This is a genomic window from Agrobacterium sp. fls2-241-TYG-188a, assembly GCF_030209845.1.
The window spans coordinates 175529-188186 of the sequence record NZ_JARVRD010000008.1 but is presented as its reverse complement, the minus strand read 5'-3'; the positions used below and the strand labels follow the sequence as shown (position 1 = coordinate 188186).

The 12658-nt window shown below is 56.4% G+C and carries 11 protein-coding genes and 1 pseudogene; 10 read left to right on the top strand and 2 right to left on the bottom strand.

What is annotated here, in order from left to right; all coding sequences use genetic code 11:
* Positions 1-202: 202 nt before the first annotated feature.
* From QRN85_RS21445 to QRN85_RS21420, 6 genes are all read left to right on the top strand, one after another.
* Positions 203-1174, top strand: coding sequence for a sugar phosphate isomerase/epimerase family protein (locus QRN85_RS21445; protein ID WP_062585796.1), 972 nt, complete (start codon positions 203-205; stop codon positions 1172-1174).
* 76 nt (positions 1175-1250) lie between these two features.
* A complete protein-coding gene (locus QRN85_RS21440) occupies positions 1251-2315 on the top strand; it encodes a sugar ABC transporter substrate-binding protein (RefSeq protein WP_062585794.1) in 1065 nt (354 codons plus the stop codon).
* A 62-nt stretch (positions 2316-2377) separates the two neighbouring features.
* Positions 2378-3904: a sugar ABC transporter ATP-binding protein gene (locus QRN85_RS21435; protein WP_062585792.1), complete on the top strand. Its 1527-nt coding sequence runs from the start codon at positions 2378-2380 to the stop codon at positions 3902-3904.
* 16 nt (positions 3905-3920) lie between these two features.
* The gene (locus QRN85_RS21430; RefSeq protein ID WP_062585790.1) at positions 3921-4898 is read left to right on the top strand and encodes an ABC transporter permease; all 978 of its coding nucleotides are present in this window, start codon (positions 3921-3923) and stop codon (positions 4896-4898) included.
* On the top strand, positions 4895-5770 hold the full coding sequence (locus QRN85_RS21425) for a MurR/RpiR family transcriptional regulator (protein ID WP_062585787.1): 876 nt from the start codon (positions 4895-4897) through the stop codon (positions 5768-5770). Before QRN85_RS21430 ends, QRN85_RS21425 begins: the two co-directional genes overlap by 4 nt.
* Positions 5767-6654: a ribokinase gene (locus tag QRN85_RS21420; RefSeq protein ID WP_062585786.1), complete on the top strand. Its 888-nt coding sequence runs from the start codon at positions 5767-5769 to the stop codon at positions 6652-6654. Before QRN85_RS21425 ends, QRN85_RS21420 begins: the two co-directional genes overlap by 4 nt.
* A 160-nt stretch (positions 6655-6814) precedes the next feature.
* Here QRN85_RS21420 and QRN85_RS21415 read toward each other — a convergent pair whose 3' ends face one another.
* The gene (locus tag QRN85_RS21415; protein ID WP_284760028.1) at positions 6815-7453 is read right to left on the bottom strand and encodes a response regulator transcription factor; all 639 of its coding nucleotides are present in this window, start codon (positions 7451-7453) and stop codon (positions 6815-6817) included.
* Complete coding sequence (locus tag QRN85_RS21410; protein ID WP_502870821.1) at positions 7450-9306, bottom strand: PAS domain-containing sensor histidine kinase; 1857 nt, start codon at positions 9304-9306, stop codon at positions 7450-7452. Before QRN85_RS21410 ends, QRN85_RS21415 begins: the two co-directional genes overlap by 4 nt.
* Positions 9307-9665: 359 nt before the next feature.
* Here QRN85_RS21410 and QRN85_RS21405 point away from each other — a divergent pair, with 359 nt between their 5' ends.
* The 4 genes and pseudogenes from QRN85_RS21405 (at position 9666) to QRN85_RS21390 (ending at position 12655) form a co-directional block, all read left to right on the top strand.
* Positions 9666-10385 (top strand): alpha/beta fold hydrolase, encoded by a 720-nt coding sequence (locus tag QRN85_RS21405; protein WP_112961871.1) that lies wholly within the window; start codon positions 9666-9668, stop codon positions 10383-10385.
* A 113-nt stretch (positions 10386-10498) separates the two neighbouring features.
* Positions 10499-11485: an MBL fold metallo-hydrolase gene (locus tag QRN85_RS21400; protein ID WP_112961870.1), complete on the top strand. Its 987-nt coding sequence runs from the start codon at positions 10499-10501 to the stop codon at positions 11483-11485.
* Positions 11486-11572: 87 nt separating this feature from the next.
* The gene (locus QRN85_RS21395) at positions 11573-12196 is read left to right on the top strand and encodes a pyridoxamine 5'-phosphate oxidase family protein (protein ID WP_284760025.1); all 624 of its coding nucleotides are present in this window, start codon (positions 11573-11575) and stop codon (positions 12194-12196) included.
* Positions 12193-12655, top strand: a pseudogene (locus QRN85_RS21390) (nuclear transport factor 2 family protein). Before QRN85_RS21395 ends, QRN85_RS21390 begins: the two are co-directional and overlap by 4 nt.
* Positions 12656-12658: the final 3 nt, after the last annotated feature.

Here is a 12658-nt window from a genome sequence, read left to right as displayed (position 1 = left end):
AGACTTTTCATGCGCAAACATCGCGGGCTGCCGAAATCCGGGCAGCCGGCTTTGCCACGTCTTCGGGGTGGCAAATAAGGTCTGATAATGACGCCTCCCGCAGCGAATTGATGCGATGCACAACATATAGTGCTTTACAAAATAGTTTTAATTTGTGAAGTTGCGTCAACAGTTACCGAAGTGAGCAAGATCCGTGACCCAATTGAAATTCGCCACCCGACTGAATTCATTCGCCTCGAAGCCTGCTGCCGAGTGGCCTGATCTTTCAGGCAAACCGACCATGCTGCAGATGGCGAAGCGTGCTGCGAAGGTTGATGGTCTGACGGATCTCGATCTGAATTATCCCGACCATGTGGCCGATGACCCGGCACTTCTTGCGCGCCAGATCGGCGATCTGGGGCTTGCAATCAATGGCTTTGCCATGCGCTATTACACCAATCCGGCTTTCAAGATCGGTGCCTTCACCAATCCTGACGCAGCTGTGCGGCGTGAAGCGATCGATCTGACGAAGAAGGGTATCGATGCCGCGCGCGCTGCTGGCAGCAATCTGATGACGCTGTGGCTGGGGCAGGATGGTTTCGATTACGCCTTCCAGGCCGATTATCACACTCTATGGCAACACGAGATTGATGGAATTCGTGAAGTTTGCGCGCATGACGCGGATTGCCTCGTCAGCATCGAATACAAGCCGAACGAGCCGCGTTCCTACAGCCTGATGCCCGATTGCGCGACCACGCTTCTGGCCATCAAGGATGTGGATATGCCCAATCTCGGTGTGACGCTGGACTTCGCTCATGTGCTCTACGCCGACGAGCAGCCTGCATTCGCTGCAGCCCTGATCGCCCGCTACAGCCGCGTTCTCGGCGTCCACCTCAATGATGGTTATGCCAAGCGTGATGACGGCCTGATGGTTGGTGCTGTTCACACGCAGCAGACGATCGAGCTTCTGCGACAGATCCGCAAAGACGGCTATGACGGCGCAATCTATTTCGACACTTTCCCTGACATGACGGGCCTCGACCCGGTTCACGAATGTGAAGTCAACATTCAGACAGTCAAGCGGATGCTGAAAATCGTGGATCGGATCGAGCAGGACAATCGCCTGTCCGGTGCCATTGAACGTCAGGATGCCGTTTCCGCGCAGGCCGTCATTCAGGAACTGATGCTCGGCTGATCTGCGCAAAAAATCCAAAACCTCGTCACAATGCATGCCGAAGGTGTGCGGACACATTCCATCTGGGAGGAAACCGATGAAGACCTTTTTGAAGACGACACTCGCTGCCGGGCTTGCCGCCAGCTTCCTGTTCAGCGCAGCCTTTGCGCAGGAACTTGCGCCACTGAATTCCGACACGGAAAAGGACCGCATGGACTGGTCGCAGCTGGAAGCCAAGCTCGGGCCGTTCCCGAAACTGCCTGAGGGCACAAAGGCCGGTGCGGTTTCCAAGACGCTGACCAATGAATACTGGCGCTCCCTGGGTCTGGGATACGAGGCCTTCGGCAAGAAGGTCGGCGTTCCCGTCGCCTATCAGGCCGCGCAGAGCGAAGGCGACCAACTGGGTCAGCTGACGATTGCCGAGGGCATGATCACGCAGGGCTACAATGTTCTGCTCGTTTCGCCGCAGACGGATGCCAATCTTCAGCCGGTTATCGAGCAAGCCAAGGCCGCCAATATTCCTGTCGTCAACGTCAATGATGCCGTTATTCCGCAGGCTGAACATTATGTCGGCAACGTTCAGCGCGATAATGGTGTGCGCGTTGCCAAGTGGTTTATCGAAAACCGTCCGCAGGGCGGCAAGGTGGCCATTGTCGAAGGTCAGGCTGGCGTTTACGCCGCCGTGCAGCGCACCGATGGCTTCAAGTCCACCATTACCCAGAACGACAAGTTTCAGGTTGTTGCCAGCGTCCCTGGCAACTGGGATCGTCAGACCTCCTATGACGCCGCCACCAACATCCTCAACCAGCATCCTGACCTGATTGGTTTCTATGCCAACAATGACGGCATGGCGCTGGGTATTGTCGAGGCGGTCAAGGCAGCTGGCCTTGCAGGCAAGGTCGCGGTGTTCGGCACCGATGGCATCTCCGACGCTTATGCCTCCATCAAGGCGGGCGAACTCACCGGCACCGTGGATAGCTTCCCAGTTTTGACGGGCGAAGTTGCGCTTGAGACAGCGCTTCGTCTGGTGGCCGGACAGAAACTGTCCCGCGTTGTCGCCACGCCGCAGGCCCTTATCACGAAAGACAATCTCAGCCGCTATCAGGGCCAGGGCGTCGATGTGCGCGCCGTGCTGATGGAAGACGCCAAGACTGCCAAGTGATCAATGCTCAAGGAGATGCCGACCTATCCTCGGCATCTCCATCCAGCCTAAGAGGTGGAACGATGACGCCACGACTGAGATTCGAGACGATTTCCAAAAGCTTTCCCGGCGTCAACGCACTGACGGACGTTTCGTTTGACGTGGCTCCCGGCGAAATCCATGGGCTTCTCGGTGAAAACGGTGCTGGCAAATCCACGCTTTTGCGCATTCTTTCGGGCGTATTTCGCCCCACATCCGGCACCGTATTCGTAGATGGTGAGGCGGTTGCCTTCAAAAAGCCGATGGATGCGCGTGCCGCCGGTATCGCCATGATCCACCAGGAACTTCAGCAGGTGCCGCATTTGAGCGTCGCCCAGAACATGTTTCTCGGACATTCACTAACGCATATGGGCGGCATGTTCGTGTCCCGCCGCGAGCAGGAAGCCCGCGCCGCCGAAGCTCTTGCGATGATCGACAAGACCATCGACCCCTCTGCACCAATATCGTCGCTGAAGGTCGCGCAGCGCCAGATCGTTGAAATCGGTCGCGCGCTTCTCGACAAGGCGAAGGTTATCGCCATGGACGAGCCGACATCGAGCCTGACACCCAGCGAGTTTGATCGTCTGGCAGAGGTCATCGCCAGCCTGTCGCAAAGCGGCGTTTCCATTATTTATGTGTCGCACAAGATGGATGAGGTGTTCCGCATCTGCCAGCGCTCCAGCATCATGCGCGATGGCAAGCTGGTGGACATTGTCGATCTTGCCAAGGTTTCGGAAACCGACGTGATCGCCAAGATGGTCGGTCGTGAATTGATGCAAGAAGAGCATAATTCCTTCGTCACCGAGACCGTCAAGCTTGAAGCCAGAAACCTGTCTTCAGCCACCAGAATTCGCGATGTGTCCTTCACATTGCACAAGGGTGAAGTTCTCGGCATTGCCGGGCTTGTCGGCTCTGGCCGCACGGAACTCCTGCGGCTGCTGGCAGGTGTCGACCGCTTAAGCGCGGGATCGATCAGCATCGACGGCAAGGAGCAGAGCTTCGCCAATCCGCGCGATGCCATTGCCGCCGGTATCGGGCTGGTGCCGGAAGAACGCAAGCGTGAAGGCATCATTCCCTTGCGCCCCGTCGCCACCAATATGGCGCTTGCCTCCCTCGGCAGTTTCTCGTCTGGCGGTCTGATCAACAATTCGAAACTCCGCACGACTGCGCAGGATTTGTTGAAGCGCGTCAATCTACGGCCCTTCCAGCTGGATCGCCCGATCCGCCTGTTCAGCGGCGGCAACCAGCAGAAAGCGATCATCGCGCGCTGGCTGGCGGCGAAATCGCAAATCCTGCTGTTTGATGAGCCGACCCGCGGCATCGATGTCGGCGCCAAGTCGGAAATCTATCATCTGATCGAAGACCTCGCCCGCGAGGGCCATTCCATCATTGTCGTCTCTTCCGAACTGCCGGAAGTCATCCGTCTGTCTGACCGCGTGCTGGTCATGCGCGAAGGGCGGATTGCCGCGACCATTGAACGTGATCAACTGAGCGAAAGCGCGATTGTCGCGCATGCCATTCCAGGGGCGAATGCCGATACGGATGACGCGCGCATGGCGCGACCCGTGTGAACCGACAGGACATTCCATGACCAGCACTTCCAATGCACCCGCCACCTCCGCTCCGGCCTTCCGCCGCTTCTCGTTTTCGCTGCGCGATGCGGGAACGCTGATCGGCCTCATCGTCATCATGGCGGTGTTTGCCGCACTGGTTCCCGGTTTCATTTCCGAGAGAAACCTCGTCAACATTCTCCAGCAGTCTAGCATCAATGCGTGCCTGGCGCTTGGCATGACGCTGGTCATCATCTCCGGCGGCATCGATCTGTCGGTCGGCCCGACGGCTGCGATCTCCGCGGTCGTCACTGCCAGCCTGCTCGTCGCTGGCACACCGATACCGCTGGCTATCCTCGCGGGTTTGGGCGTTGGCGTCCTTTGCGGCCTCATTAATGGTGGCCTTGTTGCCTATGTCGGCCTGCAACCCTTTATCGTGACACTCGGCACGCTCAGTACGTACCGCGCCATCGCGCTGATCTACACCGGCGGCAATCCAGTTCTCGGTATTCCCGCAGGGTTCCGCTCTCTCTTCAACGGCAATTTCTTCGGCATTCCAACCCCTGTTTTGATCGTCGCTGTCGTTGCCATTGCCGCATGGATTCTGCTCAAGAAGACACCGATTGGTGAATATCTGATGGCGGTTGGTGGCAATGAAGAGGCGGCCTATGTCGCTGGTGTTCCCATCGCGCGCACCAAAATCACGGCCTATGTGATTTCCGGTGGTTTGGCCGCACTTGCCTCGCTTATCCTCATCGGTCGCCTTGGCGCTGCTGAGCCTATTCTTGGGAACCTGTGGGAACTGGATGCCATCGCGGCAGCGGCCATCGGCGGTGCATCACTTATGGGCGGCAAGGGCAGCATCCTCGGGACCATTCTGGGCGCGATCATTCTGGGTGCAATGCGCAATGGTTTGACGTTGATGAATGTTCAGGCCTTCTATCAACTGCTCGCCACTGGCCTTATAATCCTCGTTGCCATGATGATTGATCGTGCGACAAGGGGAAGAGAATGAATTCGGAAAGCTTCGACACAAAGGCCGTCGGCCCACGCATCCGCATGATGATGCCATTGCTGACGCCGCTCGAAGCGAAGGTTGTCGATACCGTGTTCGCCATGCGTGATTTCAGCGATGAGACATCGCTGAAACAGATCGCAGACGATGCCGGTGTGTCCGAAGCCATGGTGGTGAAGATCACCAAGAAGCTGGGCTTTGCCGGTTATCGTGATTTCCGTACCGCCGTCAGCCAGTATAACCGCCAGCCCACAGCGGAAATGCACCAGGAACTCTCGGTCGAAGACACGTCTCAGGAAATCGTGCAGAAGGTTTTCCGCACATCGATCCATGCCCTGGAAGAAACCCTTTCGATCCTCGATATGGTGGCGTTCGACAAGGCCGCAGACCTCATACATGGCGCGAAGCATCGGGATTTCTACGGTGTCGGCGGTTCGGCGCAAATCGCACGGGACGTCGCCCATAAGTTCCTGCGCATCGGCGTGCGCGCCAGCGTGTTTGACGATGTGCACATGATGCTGATGTCTGCAGCCCTGTTGTCCGAAGGCGATATCGCCATCGGCTTTTCCCATTCCGGCAACACGACAGCTATCATCGAAGGGCTTCAAGTCGCCAAGCGCAATGGCGCGCAGACAATCGCGGTAACCAATTACAACTCCTCTGCCCTGGCACAAGCCGCAGATGTTGTCCTCTGTTCCACTGCGCAGGGCTCGCCTCTCATGGGCGAAAACGCCGCGGCTCGCATCGCGCAGCTGAATATCCTCGACGCCGTCTTCATGGCAGTCGCGCAACGCGACTATCAAGCGGCCGAACGAAATCTTGACCGGACCATGTCTGCCGTCAAATCCAAACGGAAAGATAAACCTTCATGACATCCTCGCCTCTCGTCACCGTTTTCGGCAGTCTGCATTATGATATTGCCGTTATGGGGCCTTCACGGCCACGCAAGGGCGAGACGGTAACGGGCACGTCATGGCATCCCAAAAGCGGCGGCAAGGGCGGCAATCAGGCGGTCTCGGCAGCGCGCACGGGCGTGGCGACCTCGATGATCGGAGCCGTCGCGGATGATGATTTCGGGCGCTTCTTGCTTGCCAATCTGAAACACAAAGGCGTCGATCATACCTTCGTCAGGCGCGACTCATCCCTATCCACCGGCATGAGCGTTGCGATTTTTGATGACGAGGGCGATTACGGCGCCGTTATCGTCTCCGGCAGTAACCTGACCCTCGGTGAAGCCGACGTGAACGCTGCTCAAGAGCTGCTGTCCAAAACAACTTTGCTTGTCCTTCAGAACGAGATTCCCGATGCAGCCAACATCGTTGGTGCAAAAGCCGTCAAGCAGTCCGGCGGACGTGTGCTGATCAATGCCGCGCCCGCGCGTACCCTGTCCAACGATCTCCAGCAACTGATCGATATCCTCATCGTCAACGCCATCGAAGCGGAAATGCTTGCAGGCGTTCCGGTGGTTGAGACACTTGATGGCGCGCTTGAAGCCGCACGGAAGCTTGCGAAGGTCTATCCAGAAGTTGTTGTCACCGCTGGCGGTTCAGGCGTTGCCTATGTAAATCACGGTGGGGAAGAAATTGCGATGGAAGCCGTCAAGGTGAAGGTTGAAAGCACGCACGGTGCAGGAGATGAGTTCATTGGCGTGCTCGCCGCGCAAATTGCGTGTGGTAAAGCGATGAACGACGCGCTTCAAAAAGCAAATGCGGCCGCAGCAATCCTTGTAGGCACACCAGAAGCCAACCGGGCTTGAGGCCAGTCCACTAGCCGGTTCGGAAAATGCGTAGCCTATCAACGAGACGAGCGTCGAATCTGCTTAAAAGACAGGAGTTTATCGAATCTATCATACGTGCGGAGGTTCGTATTTCATCAAGAGCGTATAAGACAAACTGCAGCTTTCCTTATATTCACTGTTAGCTGAGACCTCGACAGCCCTTCAGACCTTCAGCCATTTTAACCAGATGAGCGACAGAGGTAGCCTTCATCTTTTGCATCATATGGCCTCGATGGAGCTTCACGGTGGGTTCGGCAAGCTGTAGCTCTGCCGCGATTTGCTTATTAAGCTTTCCAGCTATGACCAATGCCATTATTTGGCGCTCGCGTTCGGTTAGCGACGTGTAGCTGGTTTGAATGGTTGCCTTTGTCGTTCTTTCCAGCCTGCGGACTGCATCATTCGCGATCGCGCGGTTTACAGCTTCAAGCAAATCCTGTTCACGAACAGGTTTGGTCAGCACGTCGATAGCACCAGCTTTCATTGCACGCACAGCCATTGCCACATCAACGTGAGCGCTTATCAACACGACAGACCTGGGCAGGTCGCTTTGAGCCAACGCTTCCTGAAACTCCAGCCCGCTTTGGCCTGGAAGACGAATATCTAACACAATACAGCCAGCCTTTTCGGGATCGTCGGCGGCTACAAATTCCTTAACGGATCCATGTGTTTCAGCGATAAGTCCTACAGATTCGAAGAGACCTCTGAGTGCCTCGCGGACGCTTTCGTCATCGTCGATCACGATAACTGTTGGACTCCTGTTCTTTTTCTCTTCGATCAACGGTTGGTTCCTTGAAGTGGTAGAGTGAAGCTGAACGACGTGCCTCGCGGCTGATTGGTAGCGGCCCAGATACGTCCGCCGTGCGTTTCAACGATGGAGCAGCAAATCGTGAGTCCCATGCCGATCCCGTCTGATTTTGTCGTGTAGAATGCATCAAATACCCGATCGACCAATTCGGGAGGGATACCTTTTCCCGTGTCAGACACGGTGATCTCGATTTCACTATTCGCGTTTTGCGAACACCCAACGTAAATAGTTCCTTCTCCATCGCTAGAGGTAGCCTCGGCGCTATTCATTATAAGATTTAGAAGGACCTGTTGCACCTGGGTGGGGTCGCCAATGAAGTAGTACGGATCAGGTGGGAGATTTGTGACGGTTTGGAGGCCCCTGGACTGCAGCTCGCCCTGCAAAAGAAACAGCACATCACGAAGTGCTTGGTTGATGTCTGTTCTTTCCATACGTACCTGAGACCTCTGAGCCATGGCGCGGATGCTGGAAACGATGTCGCCTGCACGGTGCCCATCACGCACAACCCGCTCCGCGGCGAACCGGGCCTGTTCCAGATCTGTCTGACCAGGCTGAAGCCAGCGAACGCAAGTTCCAGCATTGGTGACGATGGCCATAAGCGGTTGATTGACTTCATGTGCGATCGAGACTGCCAACTCCCCAGTCGTCGTCAGACGCGTCACGTGAGCAAGGTCGCTTTGGCTTTGACGAAGGGACTCCTCTGCTCGTTTGCGGTCCTCGATATCGACCACGACGCCGTACCACCGAACGACCTCGCCCTGCGCATCAAGCAGTGGATTTTGCCGAAGATTAAACCACCGGTACTCGCCGTCGAACCTTCTGATGCGCGCGTCGACCGGTTTAGGCTGCTTTGTCGCAACGACCTCGTCCCAACTGAGACGCATGCGTTCGACATCTTCTGGATGAAACATGCGATAGAAGCCCAATCCGACGATTTCCTGAAAGGGAAGGCCGACAAAATCAATAAGGTTCTTGTTCCAGTACTCCAGCTGTCCGTCGGGCGTGCAAGACCAGGCCATGGCAGGGATGGTATTTATGATGAGGCTGAGCTTGTGCTCGCTTTCCCTGAGGGCGGCTTCGCTTTTGCGTAGGGCGGTCTCTGCACATTGCAAATTATCGATATCGATGTTGACACCAAACCAGCGGACTACACCGTTTGCGTCTGTGAGCTTGCGGCCGGAAAAGTAAAACCAACGGTACTTTCCATCTCCCCCCCGGATGCGTCCCTTCAACTGAGTATGGTCCGAATTCTCAAGGTCTCTCTTCCAGATCTCGACCATTTCGGGGATGTCATCGGGGTGGTACAGATCCAGGAAGCCCCAATCCAGGATGCGCTCAGGCGTTAGCCCGGCATAATCCAACCAGCTTTTGTTGACAAAGTCCGCGCTGCCATCAGGTCGCGCTGACCATACGAGGACAGGAAGTGAGTCGATTATAAGCCGGAGATTGTGCTCGCTTGCTGCGAGCGCGGCTTTGGTCTCTTTGAGCGCATCCTCGGCTTGTTTTCGGTCCTCGATATCGAGAACCACGCCATACCATCTGACGACCTTTCCTTCCGGATCATGCCGCGGCTTTTGCCGAAGACTACACCATCTAAATTCCCCGTCCGCGCGTCTGAGCCGTCCCTCGACTTCCTTGGCCGTTCTCGAGGTCATAATGTTCCGCCACTCAGTGCCCAGTCGTTCGAGGTCTTCGGGGTGGAAAAGGCGGTAAAAGTTTTCGCCGGCGATGTCCGAAAGCGACAAGCCGACATATTCCAAAAAGTGCTGATTGGCGAAGTCCAGCATTCCGTCAGCTGTCGTGGACCAAGCCATCGCCGGGATCATGTCAATGATCTCGTCAGTATTTATTTGGTGTTCCAATTTAATCCCCAGACGCTCGAAACGTTAGCACGGGTTTGAGAATACGCCGGTCCGCGCGTTTACGTTAGCTGAGATTTATAGACCAAGGTCTATTTCCGCAGTCCCTTGGTCTAGTCGGAGCGGACCAATGTCTCAATTGAGAGTTGGCCTCATCAGGCCTACACCTATCGAACAGTTAATCAATTAATCGAGTAGGGCAATCGCTGCCTTGGCAGTGCAACAGCACACTCACCGATGGCAATGCCATGTCCGTCACAGAGTTTGACGCTGTTGAGCTTTTCACGGGCAGTGCAGTCAAATGGTGCCACCTTGGAGCTCGCGTAATGACTCTGAAGCCTAACAACCTTTCATCCGAACCAGTCTCAGTTGTGCTCGTACACGGGGCGTTTGTTGACGCTTCCGGCTGGCGGAAGGTTTACGAGATCCTGTCGCGAGACGGTTATGAAGTCTTTGTCGTGCAGAATTCGGCAGTCACGTTCGAGCAAGATGTGGAACGCACGAAGGGTGTGATCGCAGAAGCTGCCCATCCGGTTGTGCTTGTCGGGCATTCGTACGGTGGTGCCGTGATCACGGAAGCCGGGGGCGACGAAAAGGTTCGGGGTCTCGTTTATCTGGCAGCCTTCGTTCCGGACGCTGGGGAGTCCGTCTTCGACCTTGCGTCGCAAGAGGTTCCTGGCGCGGAGAAAGCTCCACTCCTTCCGCCGAAGGATGGCTTCATCAAACTCGATCCGCAGAAGTTTGCGGCTGCATTCTCGGCCGACATAGATCCCGCAGAAGCGCAGTTCATGGGTGCCGCCCAGAGGCCTTGGGGCCTTGAAGCCGTCCAAGGCAAGATCACCTCTGCGGCGTGGAAATCCAAGCCATCTTTGTACCTGCTTGCAACGCAAGATCGAATGATACCCGCTCAAGCGCAGGCAGCGATGGCCGAGCGCGCAGGAGCCACGGTCGTGGAGGTCAGCAGCAGCCATGCAGTAATGCTGTCCCAGCCTGAAGAAGTCGCAGCGCTCATCAGAACCGCAGCTAAGCAAAACCAGCCTAACTGATGCTGAGCGTCAGCTGCTGTCCAACATCAATAACCGACTGGGGGAATACCATGCGCAACTTTCTTATGACGAAACGCTCACAGACATCACTGACTAAACTTGAGGAGAGTGGCATGCCTCAGCTGTCACGCCGCGCTTTCGCGAGCGCTCTGCCTCTTGGTCTCGTTGGAGGAACTCTTTTCGGCGGAAGCCTGCTCGGCGACTTGACCGCGCAGGCTGCTACATCCAAAGCTACTGGGACACCGGTCGTAACAACGCCGTTTGCACAGATACATATCGGCCGTTTCACGGTAACTGCCCTGACGGATGGATATGCTGATATGCCCTACAACTACTTCCCGGGACGCTCGGCTCCCGAAGTGGAAAAGGCCGCAAACGCCCAATTTACGGGCAGATCCGGCGGGGTTCGTTTTCTGTTTAATCAATACCTCGTTGAAGACGGTAAGCAACGCATCCTGATCGATGCCGGCGCTGCAGGTTCTATCGGGGAAACCGGACATCTCCCGCAGGCGCTGGCCACGCTCGGTCTGAAGCCAAGCGATATCGATGCGGTTATCGTGACGCATATGCACCAGGACCATATGGGCGGTCTGGTTCTCGGCGGTAAGAACAATTATCCGAGTGCAGAGGTCTATGTAGACCGTCGCGACGTCAAGCACTGGACTGACCGGGCCAAGAGCAATGGCGCGCCTGATTTCCTGCAGCCTAGCTTCAAGATGGCGGAAGAGGTGGTCCGCCTCTATCCGAAGCTACAAGCCATCGACGGAGAGCGTGAACTCGTTCCTGGCGTCTCGATTGTCGACCTAACCGGCCATACGCCTGGCCATATCGGGGTCCGAATCGAGGACGGGGGCAAGAGCCTGATCATGGTATCCGACATGATTTTCCCGGTCGTCCATCCTGCTGCAACGGACGTCTTCTTCCTGTTCGAACAGGATCAGGCTGCTGCGAAAGCGATGCGCGATCGCTTCCTCCCACAAGCTGCCTCGGAAGGCGCCCTAATTGCTGCGACACACATGCCGTTCCCAGGTCTTGGTCGTGTGGTCTCAGATCGTGGTCAGATGCGCTGGGAAGTCGCCGACTGGGCTTTGCAAGACTGATGCTGTAGCCGGGGATTTAGGTAGCTGAGATAGATCAAGGCCCGCATTGTTCGCTGATGCGGGCCTACTCAAGTATGGAGACGAGGTATGCCGTACCACTTTCTGGAAGTCGCCGTCACGCCAAGCGTCCGAGCCGCGCAGGCGGATATGGGGGTGGACCAGATATGGCTGGGCGAGAACGATCGGCCATCGGATACTTTGACGGAGAACGAGATCGCTTTCATCGCCACGCGCGACAGCTTCTATATCGCATCTGTGTCAGAGACGGGTTGGCCATATGTTCAACATCGCGGAGGGAAAACCGGTTTCCTCAAGGTCGTTGATCCCCAAACAATGGCATTTGCCGACTATCGCGGAAACCGCCAATACATCAGCGCAGGGAATTTCGCAGCCAACGACCGCGCCTGTCTGTTTCTCATGGACTATGTCCGACGGACCCGGCTCAAAGTCTATGCACACGTCGAGCGGCTGACGCTCGACGCCAATTCATCGCTAACGGACCTCGTATCCGATCCGACGTATAGGGGGCGTGCAGAGCGGATATTCAAGCTTCGGCTCGAAGCATACGACTGGAACTGCCCCCAGCACATCATCCCCCGCTACACTGAACAGCAAGTTGAGCAAGCAGTCGCACCACTACGTCAGAAGCTGCAACAGCTCGAAGCTGAAAATGCAGCGTTGCGGGCAAGATTAGAAGGTAAATCCGAATGACCAACGCTCAAAGACCGCCTCTACCGCCGTTTACATCGCAGACTACTGCCGACACGGTGCGGCTTGCCGAAGATGGCCGGAACAGCCGGGACCCGGGCAAGGTTGCGTTGGCGTACACTGCTGATAGTCAGTGGCGTAACCGCGCCGAGTTCGTTAGTTGCCGGGAGGCTATCATCGCTCTCCTTGCAGGAAAGTGGCGGCGGGAACTCGACTACCGTCTGATCAAGGAGCTGTGGACGTTCGGCGGCGACAGGATTGCCGTCAGGTTTGCGTATGAGTGGCATAACGACAGCGGCAATTGGTTCCGCTCTTTCGGCAACGAGAACTGGGAGTTCAACGATAGTGGCCTGATATGCCTGCATTAACGACCTGCCCATCCGCGTTGAAGACCGTCGCTTTCACTCGCCGCTCGGTCGTTGGCCCGACGATCACCCGGGGCTCAGCGAATTTGGTTTCTGATCG

What these genes read in the sequence shown, in the direction of transcription:
- QRN85_RS21400 (WP_112961870.1), top strand. Translation starts at nt 10,499, where the DNA reads ATGCCTCAGCTGTCACGCCGCGCTTTCGCGAGCGCTCTGCCTCTTGGT.
- QRN85_RS21420 (WP_062585786.1), top strand. Translation starts at nt 5,767, where the DNA reads ATGACATCCTCGCCTCTCGTCACCGTTTTCGGCAGTCTGCATTATGAT.
- QRN85_RS21425 (WP_062585787.1), top strand. Translation starts at nt 4,895, where the DNA reads ATGAATTCGGAAAGCTTCGACACAAAGGCCGTCGGCCCACGCATCCGC.
- QRN85_RS21410 (WP_502870821.1), bottom strand. Translation starts at nt 9,306, where the DNA reads ATGATCCCGGCGATGGCTTGGTCCACGACAGCTGACGGAATGCTGGAC.
- QRN85_RS21435 (WP_062585792.1), top strand. Translation starts at nt 2,378, where the DNA reads ATGACGCCACGACTGAGATTCGAGACGATTTCCAAAAGCTTTCCCGGC.
- QRN85_RS21395 (WP_284760025.1), top strand. Translation starts at nt 11,573, where the DNA reads ATGCCGTACCACTTTCTGGAAGTCGCCGTCACGCCAAGCGTCCGAGCC.
- QRN85_RS21440 (WP_062585794.1), top strand. Translation starts at nt 1,251, where the DNA reads ATGAAGACCTTTTTGAAGACGACACTCGCTGCCGGGCTTGCCGCCAGC.
- QRN85_RS21405 (WP_112961871.1), top strand. Translation starts at nt 9,666, where the DNA reads ATGACTCTGAAGCCTAACAACCTTTCATCCGAACCAGTCTCAGTTGTG.
- QRN85_RS21430 (WP_062585790.1), top strand. Translation starts at nt 3,921, where the DNA reads ATGACCAGCACTTCCAATGCACCCGCCACCTCCGCTCCGGCCTTCCGC.